At 46.4% G+C, this 25,200-nt stretch carries 23 protein-coding genes and 4 pseudogenes; all 27 read right to left on the reverse strand.

Annotated elements, in window-relative coordinates; all coding sequences use genetic code 11:
- Nucleotides 1-288: 288 nt before the first annotated feature.
- The 27 genes and pseudogenes from L0M14_RS15280 to spoIIIAE all read right to left on the reverse strand — a co-directional run bounded on the left by L0M14_RS15280 (nucleotide 289) and on the right by spoIIIAE (nucleotide 25,088).
- On the reverse strand, nucleotides 289-1,179 hold the full coding sequence (locus tag L0M14_RS15280) for an IS4 family transposase (RefSeq protein WP_235117586.1): 891 nt from the start codon (nucleotides 1,177-1,179) through the stop codon (nucleotides 289-291).
- A gap of 360 nt (nucleotides 1,180-1,539) precedes the next feature.
- Nucleotides 1,540-1,734: a hypothetical protein gene (locus tag L0M14_RS15285; protein ID WP_235117587.1), complete on the reverse strand. Its 195-nt coding sequence runs from the start codon at nucleotides 1,732-1,734 to the stop codon at nucleotides 1,540-1,542.
- 250 nt (nucleotides 1,735-1,984) lie between these two features.
- The gene (gene istB / locus L0M14_RS15290) at nucleotides 1,985-2,734 is read right to left on the reverse strand and encodes an IS21-like element helper ATPase IstB (protein WP_235117588.1); all 750 of its coding nucleotides are present in this window, start codon (nucleotides 2,732-2,734) and stop codon (nucleotides 1,985-1,987) included.
- Nucleotides 2,731-3,357 carry a Mu transposase domain-containing protein gene (locus L0M14_RS15295; protein ID WP_405031083.1) on the reverse strand — a complete coding sequence of 209 codons (627 nt, stop codon included), beginning with the start codon at nucleotides 3,355-3,357 and terminating at the stop codon, nucleotides 2,731-2,733. Before L0M14_RS15295 ends, istB begins: the two co-directional genes overlap by 4 nt.
- The gene (gene istA, locus L0M14_RS15300) at nucleotides 3,354-4,268 is read right to left on the reverse strand and encodes an IS21 family transposase (RefSeq protein WP_235117590.1); all 915 of its coding nucleotides are present in this window, start codon (nucleotides 4,266-4,268) and stop codon (nucleotides 3,354-3,356) included. Before istA ends, L0M14_RS15295 begins: the two co-directional genes overlap by 4 nt.
- Nucleotides 4,269-5,037: 769 nt before the next feature.
- On the reverse strand, nucleotides 5,038-5,580 hold the full coding sequence (locus L0M14_RS15305; RefSeq protein WP_235117591.1) for a DUF4367 domain-containing protein: 543 nt from the start codon (nucleotides 5,578-5,580) through the stop codon (nucleotides 5,038-5,040).
- Nucleotides 5,581-6,025: 445 nt separating this feature from the next.
- Complete coding sequence (gene spo0A, locus L0M14_RS15310; RefSeq protein WP_235117592.1) at nucleotides 6,026-6,826, reverse strand: sporulation transcription factor Spo0A; 801 nt, start codon at nucleotides 6,824-6,826, stop codon at nucleotides 6,026-6,028.
- Nucleotides 6,827-7,067: 241 nt separating this feature from the next.
- Nucleotides 7,068-8,396: a SpoIVB peptidase gene (spoIVB, locus tag L0M14_RS15315; protein WP_235117593.1), complete on the reverse strand. Its 1,329-nt coding sequence runs from the start codon at nucleotides 8,394-8,396 to the stop codon at nucleotides 7,068-7,070.
- A 117-nt stretch (nucleotides 8,397-8,513) separates the two neighbouring features.
- Nucleotides 8,514-10,241, reverse strand: coding sequence for a DNA repair protein RecN (gene recN / locus L0M14_RS15320; RefSeq protein WP_235117594.1), 1,728 nt, complete (start codon nucleotides 10,239-10,241; stop codon nucleotides 8,514-8,516).
- Nucleotides 10,242-10,257: 16 nt separating this feature from the next.
- Nucleotides 10,258-10,705 (reverse strand): annotated as a pseudogene (ahrC, locus tag L0M14_RS15325) (transcriptional regulator AhrC/ArgR).
- Nucleotides 10,706-10,707: 2 nt separating this feature from the next.
- Nucleotides 10,708-11,163, reverse strand: a complete 456-nt coding sequence (locus L0M14_RS15330; RefSeq protein ID WP_235117595.1) for a hypothetical protein — start codon at nucleotides 11,161-11,163, stop codon at nucleotides 10,708-10,710.
- Between the two features lie 102 nt (nucleotides 11,164-11,265).
- On the reverse strand, nucleotides 11,266-12,093 hold the full coding sequence (locus L0M14_RS15335; protein ID WP_235117596.1) for a TlyA family RNA methyltransferase: 828 nt from the start codon (nucleotides 12,091-12,093) through the stop codon (nucleotides 11,266-11,268).
- Nucleotides 12,094-12,134: 41 nt separating this feature from the next.
- A complete protein-coding gene (dxs, locus tag L0M14_RS15340) occupies nucleotides 12,135-14,021 on the reverse strand; it encodes a 1-deoxy-D-xylulose-5-phosphate synthase (protein WP_235122919.1) in 1,887 nt (628 codons plus the stop codon).
- Between the two features lie 87 nt (nucleotides 14,022-14,108).
- The gene (locus L0M14_RS15345; RefSeq protein ID WP_235117597.1) at nucleotides 14,109-15,014 is read right to left on the reverse strand and encodes a polyprenyl synthetase family protein; all 906 of its coding nucleotides are present in this window, start codon (nucleotides 15,012-15,014) and stop codon (nucleotides 14,109-14,111) included.
- Nucleotides 15,007-15,267 (reverse strand): exodeoxyribonuclease VII small subunit, encoded by a 261-nt coding sequence (gene xseB, locus L0M14_RS15350; protein ID WP_235117598.1) that lies wholly within the window; start codon nucleotides 15,265-15,267, stop codon nucleotides 15,007-15,009. Before xseB ends, L0M14_RS15345 begins: the two co-directional genes overlap by 8 nt.
- A pseudogene (gene xseA, locus L0M14_RS15355) lies at nucleotides 15,254-16,623 on the reverse strand (exodeoxyribonuclease VII large subunit). Before xseA ends, xseB begins: the two are co-directional and overlap by 14 nt.
- A 9-nt stretch (nucleotides 16,624-16,632) precedes the next feature.
- The gene (gene folD / locus L0M14_RS15360; protein ID WP_235117599.1) at nucleotides 16,633-17,499 is read right to left on the reverse strand and encodes a bifunctional methylenetetrahydrofolate dehydrogenase/methenyltetrahydrofolate cyclohydrolase FolD; all 867 of its coding nucleotides are present in this window, start codon (nucleotides 17,497-17,499) and stop codon (nucleotides 16,633-16,635) included.
- A 49-nt stretch (nucleotides 17,500-17,548) separates the two neighbouring features.
- On the reverse strand, nucleotides 17,549-18,010 hold the full coding sequence (gene nusB, locus L0M14_RS15365; RefSeq protein ID WP_235117600.1) for a transcription antitermination factor NusB: 462 nt from the start codon (nucleotides 18,008-18,010) through the stop codon (nucleotides 17,549-17,551).
- Between the two features lie 112 nt (nucleotides 18,011-18,122).
- A complete protein-coding gene (locus L0M14_RS15370) occupies nucleotides 18,123-18,350 on the reverse strand; it encodes a DUF2273 domain-containing protein (protein WP_235117601.1) in 228 nt (75 codons plus the stop codon).
- Between the two features lie 14 nt (nucleotides 18,351-18,364).
- Nucleotides 18,365-18,925, reverse strand: a complete 561-nt coding sequence (amaP, locus tag L0M14_RS15375; protein ID WP_235117602.1) for an alkaline shock response membrane anchor protein AmaP — start codon at nucleotides 18,923-18,925, stop codon at nucleotides 18,365-18,367.
- A gap of 86 nt (nucleotides 18,926-19,011) precedes the next feature.
- On the reverse strand, nucleotides 19,012-19,428 hold the full coding sequence (locus L0M14_RS15380; protein ID WP_235117603.1) for an Asp23/Gls24 family envelope stress response protein: 417 nt from the start codon (nucleotides 19,426-19,428) through the stop codon (nucleotides 19,012-19,014).
- A 207-nt stretch (nucleotides 19,429-19,635) separates the two neighbouring features.
- Nucleotides 19,636-20,995: pseudogene (gene accC, locus L0M14_RS15385) on the reverse strand (acetyl-CoA carboxylase biotin carboxylase subunit).
- Nucleotides 20,996-21,018: 23 nt separating this feature from the next.
- Nucleotides 21,019-21,514 (reverse strand): annotated as a pseudogene (gene accB / locus L0M14_RS15390) (acetyl-CoA carboxylase biotin carboxyl carrier protein).
- Between the two features lie 182 nt (nucleotides 21,515-21,696).
- Nucleotides 21,697-22,422 (reverse strand): SpoIIIAH-like family protein, encoded by a 726-nt coding sequence (locus tag L0M14_RS15395; protein WP_235117604.1) that lies wholly within the window; start codon nucleotides 22,420-22,422, stop codon nucleotides 21,697-21,699.
- 56 nt (nucleotides 22,423-22,478) lie between these two features.
- Entirely contained in the window at nucleotides 22,479-23,105 is a 627-nt protein-coding gene (gene spoIIIAG / locus L0M14_RS15400) for a stage III sporulation protein AG (protein WP_235117605.1), read from the reverse strand.
- A gap of 59 nt (nucleotides 23,106-23,164) precedes the next feature.
- Nucleotides 23,165-23,908, reverse strand: coding sequence for a stage III sporulation protein AF (gene spoIIIAF / locus L0M14_RS15405; protein WP_235117606.1), 744 nt, complete (start codon nucleotides 23,906-23,908; stop codon nucleotides 23,165-23,167).
- A 22-nt stretch (nucleotides 23,909-23,930) separates the two neighbouring features.
- Nucleotides 23,931-25,088: a stage III sporulation protein AE gene (gene spoIIIAE / locus L0M14_RS15410; RefSeq protein ID WP_235122920.1), complete on the reverse strand. Its 1,158-nt coding sequence runs from the start codon at nucleotides 25,086-25,088 to the stop codon at nucleotides 23,931-23,933.
- Nucleotides 25,089-25,200 lie beyond the last annotated feature (112 nt).

Below are 25,200 nucleotides of genomic sequence, written 5' to 3' on the forward strand. Positions count from 1 at the left end.
CACTCCATGTCGCCGCTGATACCCCGCCGGTGAGAACTGCCGTTTCAGACTCTTTCGGTCAGTTCTTGCTGCTTTCGCGCGTTATCGACCGTCTCAGCCACCGGAATTGCGTGTAACGAGGCTACGTCTGCGTTCACTGTACGTTACAACCTGGAATTTTGCCCATGCTCCTTTTGAGCGTGATGTCAGAGGGCTTCACCGTCTCGCTTTCGCTCCACGGCGCCTCTCAGGCTACGGGAGTCTAGTCTTTTCTCCCGGTCGGACTTTCACCGACTAGATGTTGTGTCCTTAACTGGACACGCCGATCGCCCAACGTTCCCGGTAAATCTGACCTATCTCCTCTGCTTTTAGGTCAAATCGATTCGTTAAGATAGCCACTGGGTTCCCTTCCGAATCTACGGTGTGAATGAGACGAAGGACATTCTCCATCCTTTTTTGCGGAGTGCCCACATATACCATCTCGTCGGAAAGCACCGCACTCTCAGCAGGAAGCTGAAACGAGTCGATGGACCGAATCACCGCATTTTTCTTCGTTCTTGTGACGAAGAAGATGCCGCGATCGCAGTAATCATCGAACTTGGCGTAGTCGACATAGCCTCGGTCGTAGACGTAAGTAACACCGATCTCGTTAACTAGAGCATCCATCTGAGTACGGTCATTCTTCTTAGCTGGCGTAATCGTTACTTTTTCGGGTACTACAGTATCATCGTCCATGTACTCCAATCGAAAATGAAGTTTGATCCCGGCCTTGGTCTGACGAAACTCCGCCCATTTGTACTTCTGTAAGCAGAGTCCGATTGTCGTCGAGTCAATGATCTTGAAGTCCTTTCGGAAGACAGTAGGAGATGTGCTACGGCGAATGCGTGCGACGAGCTCGGAGAAGACACTCTCAAGTGAAGCAGGGTCTACCTGATTGTGCTTCCGGCATAATTGAGACGCTGAGATGGAGCTTAAACCAAGTTCTTTCTGAAAGCCTTTCGAAAGTACATCAACGGCAATATCTCGCAGGGCATCACGCTGTTGGATTTGTGCATGCAGGAACAATTTAAGATAAGCAATTGTGGTTAGTTTTTTAACATACTTATCCTGTCCGGTCATCGCGATACGATCCGTGAAGGATTTCGTACAAATTGGAGAAATCCATTTACCAAATGAAGAAAATAGGGTATTCTTGTCCATGGGTTGATCCTTTTCGGTGGATTATGGACAGTACTACCTGTCATTCCATTGTAAAGGATCTTTTTCTGTTCGAATGTCTAAATAACAGAAGATTGTGAAGATTCAGAGAAATTTAATGCAACGCTAGTGACTTTTAATACTTCATTTAAACATCAATTACTATATGCAGATTTGTTGCTTGCTTCCATTCAACCCCCTAGGAGCTGATTACATAAGTGCATTTGATAGGTTGAATGTAACTTAATGTGACTCGTACGCATGATGAAAACCATCCTCAATAATCGGACGATGGCTGTGAATTGTTTATTGAACTTCCCTTTTTTGTATCACAGTTAATTTCATCCATTTATTTCAAAACTCTTATAACTTTTGTAAAATAATCAAAAGAAATATTATCAAAATGATAGTACAAAATGTACCCACAAATCCTATAATGGCATTTAATAAAAATGGACGTTCTTGCTTATTTGGATTAAATTGAGTTAACATATCAATCTTTGTTTCGAGCCTTATAATACGTTCCTTTAAAGCCTGTATTTCTTGATCTTCGACCATATCCCAAACCTCCAATAAATTCTAAACAATTAATAAAAATAACAACAAATAATATCCATGTTATATCTAACGCTTTATTCTACGCCATTCACTATCTTTATTTCTTCTTATTGCCATCCAACCAAGGGGTAAATCTGCAACATCAATTATTGCTGAATCAATTTGAACAATCTCTTCAAGAGATACAATTGACGCATTTGTAACCGTCAAGTCCATTTGAGCATTTTTCGATAAATAAGTTTGAACAGTTTTAGCTGAAAATGGTCTGTCGATGCTTCAACCGATAGCTGTCCCCTTGGAGCTGGATGATTTCACTTTTATGCAGAATTCTGTCCAGGATTGCTGTGGTGATGGCAGGATCGCCTAGTAGCTCTCCCCAATCATCCGGACCCTTATTGGAGGTCAAGATGATCGAGGATTGCCCATATAACTTGTTTATAAACTGAAAGAATAAGTTGGCTTCATAACGGTCCATGGCCATAAACATCAAGTCATCCATGATCACAAGTTGGGATCGGTATAGCCGTTTGAGCTTGGACCCAGAGACCCTTGATATGGTCTCCGTTTTCAATAATTGAATGAGACCGTCCATCGTAATAAAACTGACCCGGTACCCTTTTTTCAATGCTTCCACGCCAAGACCTATGGCCAAATGGGTTTTTCCCACGCCCGGCGGCCCCAGAAAAATTAGATTGTAGTTTTGCTCGAGCCAAAGTAGCTCTCTTAGTTGGTTAAACTGCCGTCTGCTGAGCGACTGCTGCTCCTCTAGCATGAAGTCGTCGAGCCTCTTAATCTCCGGAAACAGAGCCCAGCGAAACCGTTTGGCGAGTTGCTTTTCTTCGCGGCGGTTCATTTCGTACTGCAGGAGCCATTGCAAGAATTGGCGGCAGGTCCATTCCTTGGAGTCCGCTTCCATTAATGTTTGCTCGATGACCTGAGCCGCTTCCGTTAGATTGAGATTTCGTAGTGCTTGTCTAAGTTCTACAGTCACTTCATTCATCGCTGTCCCCCCGTAAGAATGGCCTTGTAGGCGTCGAACTCCCGAATTTGGGGCTTGACTTTACGCTTGGACTGATCTTGATCGCTTAGCAGTTTTAGAGGAGCTTCTGAGGGAATTTCCGGTGGTCTCGGCCTCTTGTAATGCTCCACTGCATCAGCAAAGTCGGTTGCCCGATACAAACGGTGTTTGATACAGTAACCCAAAGCCTTCGTTACAGCATCCGGCTCTGCGGGCTCCAAAGCACGCTGAATGAGCTGTAATTGGTCCCTAATGTACCGGGGCTTACGGTTGTAAATCTCGTTTAGGAAGGGGCTAGCCGCTGTTGGGTCTGGGAATGCTTCCGCTACGGTTTGGATGTAGGCTGCAATGCCCTTCGTTCGATCTCGTTTGTGATTGGTGTTCTGAACGAGTTGTCCATTGCCTGTGGCCAGTGGATGTTCGGCCAATAGTTGCCCGCTGTCCAGATCTCGAATCGCTAGGCGCCCCATTTCCGTAACCTGAATACTCACTTGCTTGTCTGTCCCGTCATAGGTTCCAAGCGGAACTGAATACCGGTTTCCTTCATACCAAATGGTGTTGTCCTTCCGAACGGTCCTTGTTATACTTGGTGGTAGCGAGTTTATTTTTGTGTGGACCGGGCGGAGGTGCTCTTTTCAAGAGCATAGACTTCGGCCGGTATTTTTTTAGTGGTGTGATGGATCTTGGCATTTCCCGTGCGATGGAGCCAAGCTACACAGTCTTCATTGAGCCTGTCTAGGTTAGCGAAGAGGCGATGCCTTGCGAAGTTTCGCTTTACATACTTGACTACATTTTCGATGCGGCCTTTACTTTCAGGATCTTGTTTCCTGCACATTCGGATTCGAAAATCCCGCTGCTTAACATAACTTGCAAACTCATGCGTGAATAACAAATCTCCATGATTCTCGCTGGTAAGAAGCAGATGGTCCTGGTCGTAAACAATCTCCTGCGGGATCCCACCGAAGAATGCGAACGCTTCCTCATGCATATCCACCACATCCTTCGTAGTAAAGGGACGGTCCAACCACTGTACATATTTATGCCTGGAATGGGACAAGACGAATCCCATGAACCACAACCGCACCAAATTTCCCTGAAGATTCCGGAGCTTTGTTTCCCCGAAGTCTACTTGTAGCTGATAACCCGGAGGAGGATCTTGTACAGCCTCGTATTGTCTGGCTTGCATGACTTTGGGGATGTTGTACTTTTTCCGAAGGTCCCTTACGTAGTTTCGCACTGTTCCCTCTGAAATGTTCTGCACCTGAAACCGTTCCTTGAGCCAGTCGTGAATTTGAGCAGCCGACAGGTCGGGATATTCCCGCAACCATTGTAGAATGGACGATTCATATCCATCTAACTTCTTTTGTCTAGTCTCCAGTTGTTCCAAATATTTACTAAATTCATCTGGATTCATTTCCAAGAACTTGTACACCGTATTTCTGGATACCTCTAGCTTTCGTGCAATTTGTGTGATCTTTAAGCCCTGCTCCTTCATTCCGAGTATGGAGAAGTACATATGCCACCTCTCTAAGCGCCTCATATCTCTTCCTCACCCTAATCTTTATGATCTAAGATGATTTTAATAGGGTGGGGTATGAGATGGAAAGAGTGTTCATTCTTATTTGTTGTTTTCTGTTGACTCCATTTTACCGGTTACAGCATTTTCTGTTTCAACGTCTTTTCCATTAAGGAAGTGCCACATCCCATCCTCTTCGTCATGTGAAACGTATACTAACTATTGGTTGCTCACATTTGACTATATTTTTTAATGTAATTACCATTGTATTTGGCGAATCACTAAATAACAATTTTCTCTCCGACATGTTTCTTCTCCCTTTAAATGAAATTGCCCTTTTACACTTCGCGCGAAAACAAAATGTGCTAATTCAGTCATTGATGTGGGAGTATCATAGGCAACTTTTGATAAATGGACTCTCCTATAACGTATATGTTCTACATCTTTACTTTTTGGTTTATATTCATTAATCCAATCAAATATCTTTCCCATCCTTTTATTAAAAAGTACAATACACATTTCATTACTTAGTACTTTATAGAAAACTATGTACCCAATGACATTGTACCATATTTTGGAATATAAATGCTTATTAAACAAAAAAAGCACCATCCATGATGAATGATGGTGCTTGTATAGTTTTATCTTAATGAATTTGTAATAGTAATCAATGTATCTACAATCCAGGACATGAAAAACTTAAAAGAATGGCTGAAACGATTAATAACCATTTCAAATTAAGCATCTGTTTCCCCTTTATACTTAATCCTTATTTCAATAAATTTGCTATTCTAAGCATTTCTGTCTCGCTAATTGTAAGGCTTTCCATTTCAATGTATGTATCATCTTGAATCCACCATAGGAAACCACCCTTTTCCCCATTCGTTAAAGCCCAATGTACAAAACGCCCCTCACAATTGTTTACAAAGACCTTTATTCCATTTGTAGATGGTCCAAAGTCATCAAGGTAAGAGCGACGACTGTTCTGACCATTTGTATCTTCTCTAATAACCTTACGTCCCTTAACTGAATACTGCTCTAAACCAAATAAATAGTGTTCATTTTTGTCAAAATAATGTAACCTGATTTTTCTGATTGGCTTATTTATGTCTAGAGGAAATGGATTCTTAACCTCAACAGTCCAACCTCTTGGCAGGCTCTGTTCTTGAGGGAGTAACATTTTGAAAGTTACTTGTTTTTTTATCTTTGTTAATGTACGCGAATCCAATTTATGATACTTAGATTCTGCAAAGGCTAAACCTGGTAAGTAAATTGCAAGGACAATTATAAACAGAAATTTTATTTTCATCATTATTCACCCTAGTACAGTTTTCCCTTGCTTGTCCCAGAGATATTCTTCAATTCGTGCTAATTTCCAAACATGTCTAGTTTTGGGTGTGCTATTAGCATTCCTGCGAAAACAAGTAGGGGGTAAAGATTTTATCCATCCCCCCACCACCCTCATCAAAAACAAAAAAAAGCATCGTTTGGATGCTTCAAATTGTTCTAATCTCCCGCTCCGCATTGTAGAGATAGTTAAAGTACACTTTAATGTTGCGAATATAATCAGCGATGGTTGTCGTTGTTATATCTCTTTTGTAGTCGCTTCTTTAATATCAGTTATAAAAAATACCACTCCTTTATCGGCTTACAAGAAGCCCAATAAATAAGTGGTATTTGTTGGCTTAACAAAAGATATTTATCGACTTAAAATGGCTTACATCGAAATCCCTTACCCCTCAAAGCTCCTTACCCTCTCAAGAAACCTTGTGCTCAATTCTGAGCTTATCCGCCACCATCGCGATGAATTCCGAGTTGGTTGGCTTCGATTTCGATATATTAATCGTGTACCCAAAAATAAAGCTGATGCTGTCGATGTTGCCGCGCGTCCAAGCGACCTCAATCGCGTGGCGAATCGCACGTTCGACGCGACTAGGCGTCGTTTTGTATTTTTCGGCAATTGCCGGGTAGAGTGTTTTGGTGATAGCACCTAGAATTTCGATGTTGTTATAAACCATCGTGATCGCTTCTCGTAAGTATTGATATCCTTTAATATGTGCAGGAACGCCAATTTCATGTATGATGCTGGTGATATTCGCATCCAAATTTTTACCTTTCGGCATATGTACGACATTTGCTTTAGGCACTTGTGACGTTGTCGCGGCCGCTTGGCTACCGCCGCCTACAAGCTGGCGAATTCGGTTCGTAAGGACCTCCATATCAAATGGCTTCAGAATATAATATGATGCCCCTAATTGAACAGCTTTTTGCGTGATGTTTTCTTGGCCGAAGGCCGTCAGCATGATGATTTTGGGCTGTGGATTCAGGTTCATTTCACGGAGCTTTTCAAGGACGCCTAAACCGTCCAAATGCGGCATAATAATATCTAAAATGAGCACATCCGGCACTTCACGCTGCTGCTCGATGAAACGTAATACTTCGTTACCGTTATAGGCGACACCAGCTATTTCCATATCTTCTTGTTCACCGATAAATTCTGATAATAAATGAGTGAACTCACGATTATCATCCGCTAATAAAACCTGAATCTTTTGCAACTTGAAATCCTCCTTTAGGTACTAAGCAAGTTAAGTTGGTAATTTTTCTCTCTTAGGATAGGTATTCGACACTTGAGTTTAAATTCCTTCTGTCGAAAATTATTTTTCTTTTCTTTTTTTTCACATTCCTTTATAATGAAATATTTATCAACGACATCCAACATATTTCGACACAAACAAAGATAATTATGCATGATTCCCATTAAATATCCACTTATACAAACAAAAAGAATCAAAGGCACTAACTCGCCTTTGATTCCGATGATGAAGGACGAAGAATAATTCCTGAATCCTGCAGCATCCATTCAATAAAGCATCCATAACCGCTGGTAGGGTCGTTGACAAATACATGGGTAACCGCTCCGATCATTTTACCGTTCTGAATAATCGGGCTGCCGCTCATCCCTTGAACGATACCACCTGTTTTTTCAAGCAGGCGAGGATCTGTGATTTTGATTACCATGCCTTTGGTTGCTGGTGTATCCTGTTTGGATACATGAACTACCTGAATATCGAATTTCTCGACTTTCTGACCTTCTACGACTGTATAAATTTGTGCGGGTCCTTCTTTGACTTCTTCAGCAAAAGCCACTGGGATAGCATCCTTCTCAAGACTATGATCCGGTGCAGCATACATTTTGCCGAAAATCCCGAAGGCCGTATTTTTCTCGATATTTCCAATCACTTTACTGTCCTTGTATAAAGTTGCTCGCTTCTCTCCTGGTTCACCATTATGGCTCTTAGAAATGGAGGTGACGTTCGAATACACGATATCTCCAGCGCCAACAATGATTGGGGTCTGGGTATCCATATCCGTAATGACATGGCCCAGAGCGCCATATACACCCTGATCCGGGGCATAATAGGTTAGGGTACCTACACCTGCGGCGGAATCTCGGATATAAAGCCCAAGACGATAAGCCTTGTCCACAACATCAAAGGCAGGCTGAAGCTTTAGTTGAATTTCTTCATTATTGCGGCGAATCGTAAGATCCAGTGGGGTTTTGCTTTCACCTGCTTTGGCTACAAGATCTGCAACCTTGCTGACGTCCTTGGATTCCTTACCGTTAATTTTTGTAATAAGATCACCAACTTGAATCTTGGCTTCTTCTCCCGGTGAAACTTTTTGGTCTTGGGCAACAGAAACCAAATGATGACCTACAACCAAAATACCGGCAGACTTAATCTTCACTCCGATCGTTTGCCCGCCTGGAATCACTTTAAGATCAGGCACGACATTCACTTTCACTGTTTTGATCGGAATGGTTCCGAATAACTTGACTTTCATCTCGGTTTGTCCGGAATGATCGGATTGCAAGGAAATCGGGTCTTGAAGATTAACCTGAAATGAGTGCTGGGCATTACCGTTGACCTTCACGATATCAGGGTCATTAATGGTGACTTGCGCGTTAACCGGCATCGTCAATTGGAGCTGCTTTCCTTGCCCGCTGAATAAACGGAGTTCTTGAGGAAAAGAGGCAAAGCTTTGGAAAGGTGCGGACACACTGACCAAACAAACGAAGAAGACGAGCAAGAGTCCAATCAATCTTTTTCTTTTGCTGGATTGCAACTACTTCACGCTCCTTTACACTTCCTGAGCTTCGACGAACAGCTTCGTCAAATGCGTACCTATAAGTTAACCCCTCTCACCATGTTTTATAACTGAAAATGATAACTGTTTAAACTTTTATATCCTTTGTTTCTTCTCATTAGCTAACGCAATCATTTCTTGGGCATGATGAAGCGTCGTATCCGTCACTTCCACACCGCCAAGCATCCTCGCCAATTCTTCGGTTCTACCCGCTTCGCTTAAATCGGTTACGCGCGTGAACGTGCGGCCTTGGTCTACTTCCTTGCGAATTTCAAAATGCACATCCGCCATGCAGGCTACCTGAGGCAAATGGGTAATTGAAAACACTTGGCAGCTCCGCGATAAAACAGACATTTTCTCTGCAATGGCTTGCGCCGCGCGACCGCTGACTCCTGTATCAACTTCATCGAAGACAAGGACAGGAATCTGATCAATACGAGCAAAAATGGCTTTCATCGCGAGCATGATTCGTGAAAGCTCCCCTCCTGAGGCGATTTTGCTCAGTCCCCTCAAAGGCTCTCCCGGATTCGGAGCCATCATAAATTCGATCTGGTCAATACCTTCTCTTGAAAAACGAACCTTACTGCCGCCTACCTCGATGCCCCGTTCATCATGGGTTCGTTCGATATGTACACGGAACTGAGTTCGCTCCATCTGAAGATCACGCAATTCTAGCTCGATTTGGGCAGCCAGCTGCTGCGCCAATTGTTTACGAACGTCCGATAGATCTACGGCCGCGGCGGCAAGCTTCCTTTCTTGCTTGGACAACTGATCCTCGAGCCTGCGAATATGCTCGTCTTTGTTTTCGATCGTATCGACTTCTCGCTTGATTTTATCCAGATAGGCCAGCATCTCCGGGATATTCTCCCCATATTTTCTCCGTAAAGAAGAAAGTGAATCCAAGCGCTCTTCAATAAAATCAAGTCTAGCCGGATTGAACTCAATCTCATCACGGTAATCTCTAATTTGATACGCAGCATCTTCCAATTGGTAATAAGCGGACTGTGCTTGCTCTAGTACTGGGTTCAGCTTGACTGGGTCCAAGTGGGCAATATCCTGTAATCTGTGAATCGCCTTGTTAATGGCATCTAAGCCCCGATTCGTGCCATAAAGCAAATCATAAGACTCTGATGAGCTCTGATAGAGCTTCTCGGCATTGGCAAGCTTGCGTTTTTCTTCCGCGAGAACCTCATCTTCACCTGGCTTTAGCTTGGCGGAAGAGAGTTCCTCAATCTGAAACCGGTACAGATCAAGCATTTGCAGCGCCTGCTTGCTAGTCTCCTGCAAATCCTTCAATTCCTTATGAAGCTGCATATATTGATCATACGCTTCCTGATAAATCGTTTTTGCGTGGCGAATTTCATCTTCCCCGAATAAATCAAGCGAATGAATATGCTCATCTACCTTAAGAAGCGATTGATGCTCATGCTGGCCGTGTATATTAACCAGGCTTTCGCCTGCTTCCTTCAACATCGTTAAATTCACAAGCTGACCGTTCATGCGGCTGGAGCTTTTTCCAGAAGACGTCACTTCACGTCTAATAATTAAATGTTCATTGGATTCCGCCTGAATTCCTAATTTCGAAAGCGTTTGCCAAACCGGATGATCGGAAGGGAGATCGAACATGGCTTCAATCTCTGCCTTATCTTCCCCATAGCGAACCAAATCGGACGACCCTCTGCCGCCCACTATCAGAGTAAGCGCATCAATAATAATGGATTTTCCTGCACCGGTTTCCCCCGTTAACACGTGAAAGCCTTCTTTAAAGTGAATATGTACATGCTCTACAACCGCTAAATTGCGAATCGACAGTTCCGTTAACATGCTTTCCCCTAAGCTTCTATGATAAAAGTGACATCATTTGATTTACAAAGGATTGGCTTTGATCTTTACCGCGGCAAATAACAAGAATGGTGTCATCTCCACCAATTGTTCCCATTACTTCGGTCCACTCCAGATTATCAATGAGCGCGCAAATCGTATTTGCCGTTCCTGGCAAACATTTCATGACAACCAAGTTATCTGTAAAATCTACACTGACAAAATGATCGCTGAGCGCCCGGCGAAGCCTGCATCGGGTTATATCGTTGGTCGGCCGGCATCGAATATTTGTAGCGCCCATCGTCTAATGGGACCTTCATTAGGTGCAATTCCTTAATATCTCTGGAAACCGTTGCTTGTGTGACATGAAAGCCCGCAGCACGCAAAGACTCCACCAGCTCATCCTGCGTTTCGATCTCATGATTCGTTATGATTTCTCTTATCTTCACATGTCGTTGACCCTTCATGCTTACACCTCTATATGAAACTTGATTTTTTTGATTCTACGCTGATCCAAATCGACATAGAGTACACCGGCAGCTTCGGGATAGATCAGGCTGTATGGCAGCAGCATGTCCCTAACGGCGCTTCCTGTCATCTCCAGCGGCCTTCTCTCGCGCGCCAGCTTCACGATGTACACTTCTTCATCCTGCTGTACGAAGTAGTCAATGAAGTAACGGCTTTCGAGCTGCTCATGATCATTAATAATCATCGTAATCGGAACCTTCGCTTTCCCGGCAACAATATCAAAACCGGCCCCCTCCAAAAGCTCCACAGCTTCATCCTGCGTGACCTCAGCAGACGATTCCGGTAATGGAAAGCGTCTCCTTCTTGGCGTATACAGCCAGCTTCTGAAGCGTATGAACATATATCCCATGACGATGATCAGAATCAGTAAAATGACTGAAATGTCTCCCTTTTCCAATCGTTTTCACCTCGCCATAGTATTCGCGGATACAGCGATGAAATCCTTTTTCGAACAAAAAACCCATCTCTGGGCCGCGCCGTTGTCGGAGTCAAGATGAGTTTATTTGCCCTGTAGTCTCTGAGATTCTAGAACAGTTGCTTTTATCATAGCTTCTTTGTCGCCTTCCAGCACATCGGTATCTTCTGAATTGCATGTCCAATAGGCCAAGAATTCAACATTCCCTTCGCCGCCGGTAATAGGAGAATAAGTAAGACCTTTTAGCCTGAAGCCAGTCTCGTCCGCAAACGATAGCACCGACTGTAAGACCTCTTCATGAACCTTAGCATCCCGAACGACACCAGACTTGCCGACCTTCTCTCGACCTGCTTCAAACTGAGGCTTAATCAGCGCAACCACACTGCCTGCATCTTGAAAAATGTTCTTGAGCGGCGGCAAAATGATGCGGAGCGATATAAACGACACATCAATGGAAGCGAACGTAGGCGGAGGACCGGCTAAATCCTCTCTCGTCGTAAAGCGGAAGTTGGTTCTTTCCATGACATGGACCCTTTCATCATTGCGGAGGGACCAATCCAACTGATTATAACCAACGTCGATGGCGTACACATAAGAAGCGCCGTTCTGCAACGCGCAGTCCGTGAAGCCCCCTGTAGAAGAGCCGATATCGAGCATAACAGCATCCTTGACATCAATACCAAATACTTTAATGGCCTTCTCCAGCTTCAGTCCGCCTCTGCTGACGTATGGGTGAACGGCTCCTTTGACCTTAAGCGCAGCTGCCCGGCTGATCTTCATTCCGGCCTTATCTACCGGTTCTTCATTCGCAAAAACAAGGCCTGCCATAATGGCGGCCTTGGCTTTTTCTCTGCTTTCAAAATATCCTTGCTCGACTAACAATACGTCGATTCTTTCTTTATCGGATGACATAATGATGCTAAGCTCCTCGTTCCATATACTGTCAAGCGTTGTTACGCACGCTGGCGTTTGCGCGGCAAGGAAGCCTTAACCTCAACCATGAGATGCTGTACGGTCAGTCCGACTTCTTCCCTTTGTTCTTTCACGGAGCCGTGCTCAACAAAATAATCAGGCACGCCCATCAATTTCACTTGCTGATTAACTACGCCTTTTTCCGCATAAAACTCCATGACGGAGCTTCCAAAGCCGCCTTGGATGGCGCCTTCTTCCATCGTAATGATCGGCATACCGATTTCGGCCAGCTCAAGCAGATAGGCTTCGTCAATCGGTTTAATGAATCGAGCATTGACTACTCGGAGCTGAATGCCTTCCTTGGCCAGCAATTCTGCTGCCTCTTCCGCAATCTGCACCATAGGACCCACTGCAAGAACCGCAACATGATCTCCATCACGAACGGTCTCCCAGGTTCCAATCGGAATAGCCGTCGGCGTTTCTTCCGTGCTTGCTCCCGTTCCGTTAATCCTAGGGTAGCGGTATGCAATCGGACCCTCATTATATTCAAGCGCTGTCTGCATCATATTCCGCAGTTCACGCTCATCCTTCGGCATCATCAGCACCATGTTGGGCAGCGTTCTCAAGAAAGGTATATCATACACACCTTGATGCGTCTCCCCGTCAGGACCAACAAATCCTGCTCGATCAATCGCAAACATCACATTCAGCTTCGGTCGGCAAATATCATGTACCACCTGATCGTACGCCCTTTGAAGGAATGTGGAGTAAACGGCGTACACCGGTTTCAAACCTTCGCTCGCAAGACCCGCGCATAAAGTCGCAGCATGCTGTTCAGCAATACCAACATCAATCATGCGATCCGGAAAACGCTTGGCAAACTTTAGAAGTCCGGAGCCTCCAGGCATAGCTGGTGTTACGGCAACGATTCTTGAATCTTTTTCCGAGAGTTCAATCAGCGTATTGCCAAAAACTTCCGTATACATCGGATGACCGACTGCTTTTAGCATCTGACCGGATTCAATCTTATAGGGACCCGCACCATGCCAGGATAACGAATCCTTTTCCGCTGGTGTATAGCCTTTTCCTTTGGTAGTGACGACATGAACGAGAACAGGTCCGTTCACTTTCTCCGCTTGCTTCAGCGTTTCCAGCAATACCGTCAGATTATGTCCGTCTACAGGACCGATGTACGTAAAACCCAGTTCTTCGAACCATACACCGTTCAGCACAAAATATTTCAGACTGTCTTTCAGCTTCTCCGCTGTTTTGGCCAGCGTTCCGCCGATCGCAGGAATTTTCTTTAGTAAGTGCTCCAATTCTTCCTTAGCTTTCAAGTAATGACGATCGGAGCGGATCTTGCTTAAATAGTTGTGAATAGCACCGACGTTCGGTGCAATCGACATTTCGTTGTCATTCAAGATGACAATTAAATTTTTCTTTTCGTGGCCGATATGATTCATGGCTTCTAAAGCCATACCGCCTGTAATCGCTCCATCGCCGATCACGGCAACTACTTTGTTGTGCTCACCTTTCAGATCGCGGGCCATCGCCATTCCCATAGCTGCCGAGAGTGAGGTGCTGCTATGACCGGCCTCCCACACATCATGCTCGCTTTCAGAGCGCTTGACAAACCCGCACAAGCCTTTATATTTACGAAGCGTATCGAATCGGTCCTTACGGCCGGTTAAAATTTTGTGTACATATGCCTGATGACCTACGTCAAAAATCAATTTATCATACGGGCTGTGGAACAGGGTATGTAAAGCAATAGTCAGCTCAACCACACCTAAGTTAGGCGCTAGGTGTCCACCTGTCACGGACAGCTTCTCGATCAGAAACTGACGGATCTCTCCTGCCAATTCCTCAAGCTCCGCTATGGATAACCGCTTTAAATCCTCAGGTTGATTGATTTGTTCGAGCAGCACGCTTGTTTCCTCGCTTTCCGTGTTCAAATCCTTGGATTGCACCATTATAACACAAAATGGGTTCCACGATGTAATATTGGTATTTTCTTAGTGATCTCTTTGCATCAAGTAATCGGCAAGCTGCAGCAAGCGGTCTGGATTCGGCAGTTTGGCTGCTAGCAGAGCCTGCTTGCCCTCATCGGTCAATTGCTTCACTTTCTTCTCCGAAGCCTCGATTCCGATAAAAAACGGGTACGTCACCTTCTGCTGCTTTTCATCGCTTTTGACTGGCTTGCCCAGCTTCGCCTCATCCCCGACAAGATCAAGAATATCATCCTGGATTTGAAATGCGAGTCCAATGCAAAGGCCGAATTGGCTTAGCGCATTCATTTGCTCTTCGGATGCCCCGGCGATATGTCCACCAGCGCGTAGAGAAAAGATAATGAGATCGCTTGTTTTATGAGTATGGATATACTCTAGTTCCTCCAGCTTCGTGATTCCCTGCTCGCCCAGCATATCCGCCGCCTGACCGCCAACCATGCCTCGTGCTCCCGCATATTCAGAGAGCTCTTCTGTAATAGCAAGTACTCGATCGGCAGCGATACCATACACCTTACGTGCTTGAGCTATGCTGTAGAATGCATGGGTCAGCAGGGCGTCGCCTGCAAGTATGGCCATTGCCTCGCCGAACACCTTGTGATTCGTCAGCTTGCCTCGACGGTAATCATCGTTGTCCATGGCTGGTAAATCATCATGGATGAGGGAGTAGGTATGAATCATCTCAATGGCGCAAGCAACAGGAAGAGCCGCTTCCCTTGGGCCGCCAAGCGCTTCGGCTGCGGCCAGCACAAGAATGGGACGCAGTCTTTTGCCGCCTGCCATTAATGAATACTGCATGGACTCCCGCAGCTGAGCCGGAACCTGCCACTCGCCTGGCAGAGCCTCCTGCAAAGCCGCTTCCACATTTTTTGCTTCTTCCGTTATGTAATCGCGTAAAGTGCTTGTGTTATTCAACCGAATTCCCCTTATCGTCCAAGGCCGGTTGAAATGGCTTGCGAACCACGCCCGCGCTTCCTTCCACCAGCATCTCGATTTTCTTCTCGACCTGTTCCAGCTTCAAACCGCATAAATGGGACAGACGCACACCTTCTTGATAAAGCTCGATCGCTTTTTCCAGAGGAACGTCACCGCTTTCCAGCTGCCCGACAATACGCTCGAGCTGTTCCATCGCCTGCTCAAAGCTGACTTCCGTTTCACTGCTTGACATCGTTGTTTTCCTCCAATCCCCTAACATGGCAGTCCAGCCGGCCGTCGACCAGCCTGATCTTAATTACATCCCCGACCTGTACTTGTCGGGTTGAGCGGATCAGCTTCTTCTCCGACTCGTCATACGCGAGATTGTAGCCCCGCTGCATGACCTTCAGCGGGCTTAGGGCGTCCAGCTGACGGACGCCGGATTGCCACTCCTGCTTCTTCAAGCGCAGGAGGGTCTGCATGGCCGTGAGCATGCGGCGGTTAGTCGATTCCAGCCGCTCCGCGGCAAGCACGGCCTGCTCTTTGGGATTGAAGCTGGATAGCTTGCGCTCCAGCCTCATATGACGTTCGGCAGCGCGCGTCAGCCGCTGCCGCATCTTGTAACCGAGCTGCTCCGCCAGCCGGTCGAGCCGTTCCGCAGGCTGCATGAGCAGCTGCCTGCGCGGGTTGGTCAGGAACGGGGAGCGCTTCGCGCGCTCCAGCCGTTCCTGCTTGCTGCGCAGCTGCTGAAGCAGGCCATTGTGCAGCCTCTGCACATGCTGCGACAGCTGCTGCTTCAGCTCGAGGTGGTGCGGCACCGCGAGCTCCGCCGCCGCCGTAGGCGTCGGCGCTCTGAGATCGGCGACGAAGTCCGCGATCGTGAAGTCCGTCTCGTGGCCGACGGCCGAGATGACGGGAATCGCGGAGGCGGCAATCGCCCGCGCGACCGCTTCCTCGTTGAACGCCCAGAGCTCCTCAAGCGAGCCGCCGCCGCGGCCGACGATGAGCACGCAGGCTTCACCGAGCCTGTTCATCGCTTCGATCGCCTTGACGATCGAAGGAGCCGCTTGATCCCCCTGTACCAGTACTGGATACAGGAGGATCGGCACCGCCGGGTAGCGCCGCTGCAGCGTGATCATAATATCACGCACAGCAGCCCCCGTCGGAGACGTGATTACGCCAATCGCACGTGGAAACCGAGGTATCGGTTTCTTGCGCTCCGGCGCAAACAGTCCCTCGATTTCGAGCTTCTTCTTCAGCTGCTCGAACGCTAAGAACAGGCTGCCGATGCCGTCCGGCTGCATCGATGTAATATAGAACTGATAAGCGCCATCGCGTTCATACACCGAAATATTGCCGCGGGCGATAACCCGCATGCCTTCCTTCGGCCTAAACGCCAGCCGCTGATTATGTGAAGCGAACATGATGCTTTTGAGCCGCCCGTCCGCATCCTTTAAGGTAAAGTACATATGTCCGCTGGAATGGTGTGTGAAATTCGATATTTCCCCCGAACCCACACATCCTGAAGGCGTGAATCGCCTTCCAACGCAAGCTTAATATACCTGTTCAAATCTTTGACGGAAAAAACCTTGGCTTCCTGTCTGTTCATAGTCAAGCGTTACACGCCCACATTCGCCTTGGCAGCGCGCCCAGCCGCATCCACGGTATTGCGAAGCAGCATCGTGATCGTCATCGGACCCACACATCCTGGAACAGGAGTAATGGCAGAAGCTACTTCCTTCACCGCCTCAAAATCTACGTCCCCTGTTAATTTGCCGTCAGCCGGCCGGTTCATCCCGACATCAATGACCACCGCGCCAGGCTTCACATGGTTCGCTTTGATCAGATGAGCTTTACCAACAGCAACTACGAGAATATCCGCTTGCTTCGTAATTTCTTCCATATTCGGTGTACGAGAATGTACGACCGAGACCGTCGCATGCTCACGCAGCAGCAGCATGGCCATCGGCTTGCCGACAATGTTGCTTCGACCCACGACGACGGCATGCTTGCCAGCGATCTCCACACCGGTACGTTTCAATATTTCAATGACACCTTGAGGTGTGCAGGGCTTCATGCCGTCTTTTCCAATCATCAAATTCCCTACATTCACAGGGTGGAAGCAATCCACATCCTTGGCTGGATCGATTTCGTCTACAACAGCCTCTTCATCAATATGCTTAGGCAAGGGCGATTGTACCAAAATGCCATGAATTCGACTGTCAGCATTAAACTTATGAATAAGAGCAATTAAATCCGCTTGAGTCGTATTCTCAGACAAGCTATGTACTTCGGAATAGATACCAACGTCATCACAAGACTTGGCTTTGTTTCTTACATACACTTGCGAAGCAGGATCTTCTCCAACGATCACAACAACCAAGCCAGGCTGATTACCCTGCGCAGTTAAAGCGGCGACATCCGCTTTGATCTCCTCACGAATTGAGCTTACGAGTTCTTTCCCATTAATCACTTGTCCGGACATGATGGACTCCCCCTCCATGAATAAAGAAATATGAATGAATATCAAACCATTAGTTCGCAGATTTGCTTTTCAATTGATCGACTTCTTTGATCATCTTACCGAGAACGCCATTCACGAATTTGCCAGATTCGTCGGTCCCGTAGTGCTTGGCCATATCAATCGCCTCATTGACGACTACCTTAGGCGGCACTTCTTCTGAAGCATAAACCATTTCGAATACAGCCAAACGAAGCACTTCGCGGTCAATTCTGGACAAACGATCCATTTGCCAGCCTTTCAAATACTCCTCAAGCGCCTCATCAATTTGGACTTTATGATGAATGGTTCCCTCTACCAGCTCATAAATATAATCGGACGGAATTTTCTCCTTGCCGATTTCAAGATCAGCTTCATTGTCCTGCTGTGCTTCTTGAATACAAATTTGAACGGCCTCTTTCGGGGTCGTGTCTGCATTCATTTGAATTTGATACAAGCTTTGTAAGGCTAATTCCCTAGCAACTCTGCGTTTCATTTATGTCCTCCTAAGCTGAATTTGCAACGATAGGGTCCAGCTTCCCTTTTCTTCTAGTATACGTCATTCTTGAATGAATCCAAACAAAAAATCCAAGGAATATCCAAGGATTTTAGCGAAACATTCTCCATTTTTGTGTGAGATAGCGCCAAATGTCTTCAAGCACCGCGAAATTCTCTCTACGGTCAAGCTTATTACCGACATACAATCCAAGCAGAACGATACAAGCAAAAATGAGCATGTCCCAAAAACCAAAAAACAAGTAGATAAAACCGAAAAAAACGCCTAGTCCAGCTCCGACCGTTTTGCCTCTATGCTGCTCCCACAGCTCATTCCACATGGGTGGGTTCACCTCTATTCGACTCGGCTTTTAAATGTTGGAGCTGATTGAATGATATTGGCTACATATACGGTTACGGAGGCAACCGGGATCCCCGTGACTTCTTCTATATATCGTTTGACATTGCTTTGCATATCCTCGGTTAGGTCTGGGATCGAGCTTTCACCGTCTACAACCGTTCGAATCATAATTTCCAACCCGGATTGATTCACCCGTACACGTGATTTCAAATCCTTCACGCCTTTGGTTCGTCCAGCGGCTTTCAGTGAAAGGTTCTCAACCGTTTCCATGGAGATTCGAATATCACCAATTTCAGTCCTTTGGTCAATGGATGGCGCTTGAGCGCGTCCACGCCTCACGGATATGTACACAAATCGTATGCTGATGAGCAGCAGGACGATACTGATGACGATTGCGGGATAAGCGACGTTCTGATCAAAATAGAAGCTGTCTAACACTGCTTCCGCACGTGCTTTCGGGACCCAACTGCATGAGACGGCTAAGATGACGATAGACGCTGCGAATATGATTAGGCTGTATAGGAATAACAATAGCCTGTCTAAGACTTTACCCACGAAAGCTTGTCTCCCTTCTACATATCATTAACCCCATAAACTTGTAGGAAACCCCTGCAACCTGTAGGGGTTTCCTCTTTTGTCACCTATTTTACTCTGTGTGCCGCTGCTGGATCTTCTTCGACCGTTTGCTTTTCAGGCAGTTTAAAATGTACATCATGGATATGCACATTTACTTCCACCACATTTAGACCCGTCATCGATTCGATCGCATGCTTTACATTTTGTTGAATACCGCTTGCTACCTCTGGGATTCTATTGCCATATTCGACAATAATGGAGACATCAATGGCCGCTTCGCGCTGTCCCACCTCAACTTTTACACCCTTGGACAAGTTCTTGCGTCCGAGCAGTTCACCAATGCCTCCTGCCAGTCCGCCGCTCATTCCCGCTACTCCCTGCACTTCCACCGTTGCCAAACCGGCAATGATTTCAATTACTTCAGGGGCAATCTGAATGCTGCCCATGTCTGTTTTGACGTAGTCTGGAGCGATTGTGCTCATTGTGGCACCTCCTAAAAATTTCGCCAGAAACCTGGCTTCTTCATGTATGATCTCTGTGACACGCCAGTAAAACGGACGCGTAAAGCATGTGCTGTTATAGCGGAGCTCTGCGCCCTGCGAAGTTCATGTATGCTTACGACTTACATTTTGGATAAGCTGTCTTAATAAAATAGTATACCATTTCACTAAAAATATGACAAACAAATCCTACGATTCCGGATCGTTCACATCGTGCTCTTCCAGAAATTTAATATCGTGGTTGCCCTCAATGAATCTCTTATGTTCTAGCAGCTTCTGATGGAACGGAATCGTCGTGTGAACACCTTCGACTGCAAATTCTGTCAACGCCCGTTTCATCCTCGCGATAGCGTCATCTCGATCCTTACCCCACACGATTAATTTGGCAATCATGGAATCATAATGTGGCGGAATGGTATAGCCGGTATACGCTGCGCTGTCAACTCTGACGCCGAAACCGCCGGGAGGCAAATAGAACTTAATTTGTCCTGCCGAAGGCATGAAGTTCTTGTTCGAATCTTCCGCATTAATCCGGCACTCAATCGCCCAGCCGTTGATGTTGACATCCGCTTGGGTGAAAGACAATGGATTGCCTTCTGCGATACGAACCATCTCTTTGATAATATCAATGCCCGTAATCATCTCTGTGACCGGATGCTCGACCTGGATTCTCGTATTCATTTCCATGAAATAGAATTTACCGTCCGGACCTAGCAAAAACTCGAGCGTACCAGCACCTGAATAGTCTACGGCTTTAGCAGCTCTCACTGCAGCTTCACCCATGGCGCTGCGAGTTTCCGGAGTCAGAACAGGACATGGCGCTTCTTCGACAAGCTTTTGTCTTGCGGCGCTGTACAGAGCAATCTCTCTCGCCCAAGTGTACGACATTCCCATGCTTGTCTGCCAGAATTTGAATTTCGACGTGCTTCATGCCTGTCAAATATTTTTCCAAATACACACCAGAGTTGCCGAATGCATTCTGTGCTTCCTGCTGTGCAGTCGTAATCTGCTGAACGAGCATTTCTTCGTTATCGGCGATACGGATTCCTTTACCGCCGCCGCCGGCTGTTGCCTTAATGATAACGGGGTATCCGATATCACGGGCGATGCTGACAGCATCTTCTGTGCTTTCTACCAATCCTTCAGAGCCTGGGATAATCGGAACTCTAGCTTCCTTCATCGTCTGCTTAGCAACAGACTTGTCACCCATACGGCTGATTGCATCGGGAGATGGTCCTATAAAGGTAATGTTGCAGCTCTCGCAAATTTCCGCAAAGTCGGCGTTTTCCGCCAAAAATCCATAGCCCGGGTGGATGGCATCGCACTCTGTCAACGTAGCGACACTCATCAGATTCGTAAAGTTCAAGTAGCTGTCTTTCGAAGCCGTTGGACCGATACAGTAAGCTTCGTCTGCCAAACGAACATGCAGCGCGTCACGGTCAGCTTCGGAATAGACAGCTACCGTATAAATGCCAAGCTCTCTGCAGGCTCGAATAATACGAACTGCGATTTCTCCACGGTTCGCGATAAGGACTTTATGGAATTTCATTATTTTCCCTCCTGAAAACGCGCTTACTCCGGTCTGACCAAGAACAATGGTTGTCCGTATTCTACCAATTGACCGTTCTCTTACCAGAACTTGAACGATTTCGCCCTTCACTTCAGCTTCAATCTCGTTCATCAATTTCATAGCTTCCACAATACAAACAACAGATTTTTCTCCTACCTTCGAGCCTACGCTAACGAACGGCGCTGCACCCGGAGAAGAAGCATGATAGAACGTTCCTACCATTGGGGATACGATCTTATGTAAGGATGAGTCCTCTTGCTTAGGAGCCGCTGCAGCCGGTGCCGACGCTTCCATAACAGGATCAGAAGTCTGCTGTATGATACTGGCTTGTCCGACTGGAGCGTAGGAGGCCTGCGCTGGTGCTGTGACCAATACGGATTCCGTTTTATTAGGCTTGCGAATCAAAAGACGAGATCCATCATTCTCGATTTCAATCTCCTGCAAAGAGGATTGATCGACAAGCTTGATCAGTTCTTTGATTTCACTGAGTTTGAACATTCAAGTCACTCCTTCAAAGTTGGTGAACCAATAACCTAAAGTGTAAATGCTGTGTAAAGCGTTTACCCTCCACGTGCAACGTTAGTATTATAACCATAAACGAAAGAAATGGAAAGAGTCCAGTTTATCCGGACTCTTTTCCTATGCTCTATTTTTTTCATCACTTAAAGAGAAATACTCTCCTATGGACGGACATATTGAATTTTAATATTTTCAGGCTGTGCGGCCAGCTCATTCATCACCATGTCAACAATTGTCACACCTTGGCTCTTTTCCAGCTTATCAGCCTGCACAGTTACTTTCCAATCCTTGCCCTCTTGCGTTACGATCGCTTGTGGGAAATCCTTCAGCAGCAAGCCTTCCAGATTTTCAATTTTATCATAAGTATTGGAGAGTGATTCTAATTCATTGTTAGCTTTCGCTACCGCATCCGGAGTCTGGTTCTTATCCGTGATCAGGTCCAGAAGATCGGAGGACTTTTTCGTAAAATCCTCATGGCGCTTCATTTGAGCGTTCGTGAAGTAATCACTGGCAGAAGTCGCTTTGGATTGTTCTTCCACTTGCTGAATGATTTTGGCATCGTTAGCAGCGTTTGCGGCAGCTTGCGGATCTGCTTTAGCGTCTGTTTTGGCACCGCTCTTCGTATCTGTTTTCGTGCTGCTTGCTTTTGCGTCTGTTTTAGTATCAGTACCTGTAGTTGCTTTCGCGTCAGCTTTACCTTGACCAGTTGCAGCAGATGCTGGGTCCAGCTGGGTCATATCGATTTTTACTTCCTGCGGATTTTTAGCGCTTTCTGTCGCAGCCAAATCAAGCTTATTAACATCCTCAGTGAATAGATAATAGGCGGACAACACCACCATCAAGCTAAGCATGGATACAAGCCAAATTGTTTGTCTTTTTGCGTTCATAGAGTAATTCCTCCTTGAAATGATATGATTTTTATTTATGATGAAAGTAAAGCTGATCAACCTGTTTTTCTTGGTAAAATCGAGATTTTGTGAGCCGGAACATCAAGACCTCTTTCTACAGCTTCTGAGATCATTTTTTTCACTGTAAGATTCTCCGCTCCCTTGGCCACAACGATTACGCCTCTGATCTTAGGCTTAATATATTTGAGTACAAGCGGTTTTTGGTCACCTGCAACCTGATAGATGACGACCTCTCCGCTTCGTGTAACCTGGGATATATTTCGTGTTGCGCCATTCGAGTCTCGCTCGGTGGTCATCTGCTGGTTATCGTTGTAATTCTTATCGACCGTTACTTCTTCCGTCGATTCGATCGTTACCAGAACTTCCACATCACCAACCCCGACAATGTTCTTGAGAATACCCTCCAGCTGCGTTTCGTAGGCTTGCTCATATTCGTGAAAGACAGAGGATTCCTTTGGTGTGCTGCCCAGAAACGTTTCCTTGCTTTCCTGGCTTTGCGGCGGGGAGGCCCGGCCTTCGTTTATGGGATCGACGTCCTTTACGGTTATAAAAGAATTCAGAATCATTAGCGCAGCCCCGAGCAGCCCTACCAGCGCCACCCATAGCAGTGTATTTTTCCGCTTGGGGCCCCCGGGCCGCCTCCAAATTTCTGTTCCATCCATTGCAGCAATGTTCCCATCTATTCACCTCACAATCGTATTCTATCTTTGGCAGCCTATACTCACAGCTTGCTGGAGTCGGATTCGATTCGAATGTGGATATGGTCAGGCTTCACCTGCCAGTCCCGGCTGATCCCCGTCGTAAGCTTTTCTCGCTCTTGCCGAAGCTTCTCATTCAACTTGCCGTCTTCCGGCTCCGTCTGTTGAGTTACAGCCGCTTGCTCTTTGTTTGTGTTCTGGATATCAATATGAATCGGATCAATCGGCTTCATCGGTTCCATAACCCCAATGCTCTTATTAGATAGCCCGGTTGGAGCCGGTCGCTTCGCGTCTATATCATGAAGGGTTGCCGTGACATCGGTGACGGCCGGCTTCCCATTGTTGTCGATTTGTGCAAGTACTTGTACATCACTGACTACAAGATCGGTCTGATTTTGTAAGTCCTCTTTCATGACCTCGGCCAGCTTGCTTTGTATAAGCTTTATAGACTGCTTATCCCCTTCATTCTTGAACTGCTGTGCTTCCTTGGTGATGTCATTCAGGGATTTCATGTTTTTACTCCCGCCTTCATTCGCTTGCAGAGCCATTCCATTCTGTTTGCTTTCCGCCATGCTTAGAAGGCGATCCACATTCCAATCCTTCTGAAAGAGCTGCATCACTGGCGAAAGCAATGTTAATAGGACGAACAAGCTGAGTACCGTCTTCACATAACGCTGCATGGTGTTACTAGGGAGTAATAGATCGACAAAAGTGGCAAGCAATATGACCATGATGACCGACTTTAGCCATCCGCCTAACCAATCCATCCCTACACCTCCTGCAGCTGGTTCATCTCATCATGACGGAAACATTGCTGATCGCAATCATAATGGTTATGGCAAGGAAAAACATTAAACCTACAGCGGCTAAAGCCGCAAACACGTAAATCATGCTTTTGCCAATCGTCTGCAAGCATACAATCATGGGGTTATCGCCAATGGGCTGCATAATTGCCGCAGACAAGTTGTAAATGAAAGCAAGCGTCAAAATCTTTATCGCCGGGAAGGCGCACAGCAGAATGAGAACAATCACTCCAACTAGTCCGATCGCGTTCTTAACCAGCAGGGAGGCTCCGATTACCGTTTCCGTTGCATCTGAGAACAGCCTGCCTACAACAGGCACGAAATTACCGGTCACATATTTGGCCGTTCGAATCGCTACCCCGTCTCTTACGGCCCCTGCGGTGCCTTGCACGGACAATACGCCGAGGAATATGGTTACAAACACGCCAAGCATACTAAGTCCGACAGTTCGCAGCAGATTTGCAAGCTGTGTTACTTTATAACGCTCGCTCAAGGCGCTTACGATGTGCAGGACTGCCGAGAAGAACAGCAGCGGGAATACAAACACGTAGATCGCGGTCCCGATGGAATGGATCATGAATATAATTAGCGGGTGCATGATGGCAACGGATGTCACATTTCCCATCGATGCGAGCAGTGTTAACAGCAGTGGCACGATGGCTACCATGAATTGAATCATGGAGGTGATCGCGGTTTTGGCGTATCCGATTGCGACACTGAAGCTGTTGATTGCGATGATAATCAACACCATATAGGCAATGGCATATCCCAGCCTGCTAACCGTATTTTTCTCAAAGGAGCTTTGGAGCGTCTCTAAAATCATGCTGAACACGGTTAAAATCACAATGGATGCCAGCAGTTTGCCGTTGACGATGACTTCATGAAAAATGTAATTCAAGAGCCCGCGAAAGATGCTGGATACGCTAAATCCCTTTGTCCCCAGCAACATCTCCATAAAGCTAGGCGTCTTGTTTTCAGGAAAATATCCTCCGTAGTCTTTCATGAGCTTATTCCAATACTGCTCAACCTGGTCGGTTTTGAGATGGCTTGCCTGCTCCTGGATCAGGATATCTGCCGGTGAAGTTGCGCTGGAGGTCCCCATCCACCCGAGCCAAAGACTTATGGTCAAAACCAGAAACAGCATCCATCTGTTATGCATCGAGTAGCGCGAATTGTGTGGGACCACTAGTGTCAGCTCCTTAGAGTTTTCCGAAGGAAAACTAACTTCGTAAGCATGTGCTGAGTTTTCCGCTAGG

The sequence above is a fragment of the Paenibacillus hexagrammi genome (assembly GCF_021513275.1).
GTDB lineage: Bacteria > Bacillota > Bacilli > Paenibacillales > NBRC-103111 > Paenibacillus_E > Paenibacillus_E hexagrammi.

Coding starts and splice junctions, on each gene's coding strand:
- L0M14_RS15280 (WP_235117586.1), bottom strand. CDS start 1,179: ATGGACAAGAATACCCTATTTTCTTCATTTGGTAAATGGATTTCTCCA.
- L0M14_RS15285 (WP_235117587.1), bottom strand. CDS start 1,734: ATGGTCGAAGATCAAGAAATACAGGCTTTAAAGGAACGTATTATAAGG.
- istB (WP_235117588.1), bottom strand. CDS start 2,734: ATGAATGAAGTGACTGTAGAACTTAGACAAGCACTACGAAATCTCAAT.
- istA (WP_235117590.1), bottom strand. CDS start 4,268: ATGTACTTCTCCATACTCGGAATGAAGGAGCAGGGCTTAAAGATCACA.
- L0M14_RS15305 (WP_235117591.1), bottom strand. CDS start 5,580: ATGATGAAAATAAAATTTCTGTTTATAATTGTCCTTGCAATTTACTTA.
- recN (WP_235117594.1), bottom strand. CDS start 10,241: ATGTTAACGGAACTGTCGATTCGCAATTTAGCGGTTGTAGAGCATGTA.
- L0M14_RS15335 (WP_235117596.1), bottom strand. CDS start 12,093: ATGTCATCCGATAAAGAAAGAATCGACGTATTGTTAGTCGAGCAAGGA.
- xseB (WP_235117598.1), bottom strand. CDS start 15,267: ATGTCAAGCAGTGAAACGGAAGTCAGCTTTGAGCAGGCGATGGAACAG.
- folD (WP_235117599.1), bottom strand. CDS start 17,499: ATGTCCGGACAAGTGATTAATGGGAAAGAACTCGTAAGCTCAATTCGT.
- nusB (WP_235117600.1), bottom strand. CDS start 18,010: ATGAAACGCAGAGTTGCTAGGGAATTAGCCTTACAAAGCTTGTATCAA.
- L0M14_RS15370 (WP_235117601.1), bottom strand. CDS start 18,350: ATGTGGAATGAGCTGTGGGAGCAGCATAGAGGCAAAACGGTCGGAGCT.
- L0M14_RS15380 (WP_235117603.1), bottom strand. CDS start 19,428: ATGAGCACAATCGCTCCAGACTACGTCAAAACAGACATGGGCAGCATT.
- L0M14_RS15395 (WP_235117604.1), bottom strand. CDS start 22,422: ATGAACGCAAAAAGACAAACAATTTGGCTTGTATCCATGCTTAGCTTG.
- spoIIIAG (WP_235117605.1), bottom strand. CDS start 23,105: ATGGATGGAACAGAAATTTGGAGGCGGCCCGGGGGCCCCAAGCGGAAA.
- spoIIIAF (WP_235117606.1), bottom strand. CDS start 23,908: ATGGATTGGTTAGGCGGATGGCTAAAGTCGGTCATCATGGTCATATTG.
- spoIIIAE (WP_235122920.1), bottom strand. CDS start 25,088: ATGCTGTTTCTGGTTTTGACCATAAGTCTTTGGCTCGGGTGGATGGGG.